At 72.8% G+C, this 1,542-nt stretch carries 1 protein-coding gene; it reads right to left on the minus strand.

Going from position 1 to position 1,542, the window contains the following annotated elements; genetic code table 11:
- On the minus strand, positions 1–1,070 hold a 1,070-nt coding region (locus DEIPI_RS31795), incomplete at its 3' end, for a hypothetical protein (protein ID WP_045234515.1).
- Between the last annotated feature and the right edge of the window lie 472 nt (positions 1,071–1,542).

Consider the following 1,542-nt stretch of genomic DNA (forward strand, 5'->3'; position numbering starts at 1 on the left):
GGCCGGGGAGGTGTGGGGCGCTCGGGGGTCCGCCAGGCGCCGGCCTGCGGGCGGTGCTGGGCGACGAGCCGTTCGATGAGTGGGGCGTGCTCGTCGTGGGCGCGTTGGATCGCGTCGTGCTGTTGCGCGCGCAGCGGCCGTCGACGGCGGAAGCGGGTCTCGACGTCGGCGAGGTCGTCCTCGGGGAGCGTGACGAGCGTCCGGAACCACGGCCAGAAGTCGTAGGGGCTGCGGAGCTTGTGGTCGCGGAGGTACTGGTCCCACTCGCCGGGGGTGAAGGGCCGGTCGGCGGTGCGGGGCAGGCGACGGGCGGTGCTGCGCGTCCGGGTGCGTGGGCGCCCTTCTCGCGTGCCCGGGGCGGACGTCGCGCCGCCCGAGGACGTCGATTCCGGTCTGGGGTTCGCCGGTGGCAGGGGAAGCGTCAGGCGGGGTCCGCGCGCAGGGGCTTGGCGTCCCGGGTCGTCCTGGGGTGGGGTGAGGGCGAGCAGGGCGCGGTACTCGCGGAGGGTGAGGACGTCGCGTCCGCCGAGCATGCGGTCGAGGCGGTCGTAGAGGTCGTCGCCGAGGAGGACGCGGCGGCGGGCGCGGAGTTCATCGAGGATCCAGCCGAGCCCGAGGGCCTTGAGGTAGCCGCGGAAGTGACCTTCGTCTTCGAGGCGGGCTTCGTGGGCGTGGCGGTGGCGTTCCTCGGGGGTGGCGTCGGGGTGGTCGGTGGCGGCGCCGACGTGGGTCTTGAGTTCCTGGCCGGTCGTCTCGGCGTCGTCGCCGAGGACGTGGCGGAAGAGGCAGGTGCTGCCGACGGGGCCGTGCGTTCGTCCGGTGAGGTCGGTGACGAGGAACTCGAAGCGCAGGGCGGGGTGGTGGGGGCAGGCCTGGCAGCGGCGGTCGGGGCGCCGCATGCCGTGGTCGATGACGCGGAGGCCGGTGAGGAGGTCGAAGGGGTACTCGGCGGGGTCGTCGGCGAGGGTGAGGACGGCGTGGGCGAGGCCGCGTCGGTGGAGCTGCCGGTGGGCGTAGACGAGGACGTCGTGGGCGGCGGGGATGTCGGTCAGGGCGTAGGTTCGGGTCATGGGCCTCCTGTCGAGTGGGGCTTCGGGGGGCGTCGTGAGGGGTGTCACGGCGGGACGGATGCAGAAAGATTAAGATCAGTTAACCAAGCGCTCACCTCTCGTCCACCGTACTACATGTGTCACTCCAAGAGAAGGGGGTGCTAGATCTAGCACCCCCGACGTTCCCTTCTCCGTGTCCACGTCCGCGCCACCACGAGGGTGAGCATCGACGCCGACGGGTCCACCGACACGCCCTCCAAGCGTCCGCGCCACCCCGCCGGGAACGCCCCGAGCCCGCGCCTGCATCCCGACCGACCCGTCGTCACACCCTCCCCCGAAGGAACGGCGGGACGGACCTCCGTCCGCCCCGCCCGCGCCGTCACCCCTCGTCCGTCCCGTCCTCCGAGACGTCCACGATCGTCCCTGACGTCAGGTCCAGCGTGACCCGGAGGGCCCGTAGCCCGAGCCTCGGCTCGAGCTCCACCACCAGCAG

Source organism: Deinococcus pimensis DSM 21231, assembly GCF_000519345.1.
Classification (GTDB): Bacteria; Deinococcota; Deinococci; order Deinococcales; family Deinococcaceae; genus Deinococcus_A; species Deinococcus_A pimensis.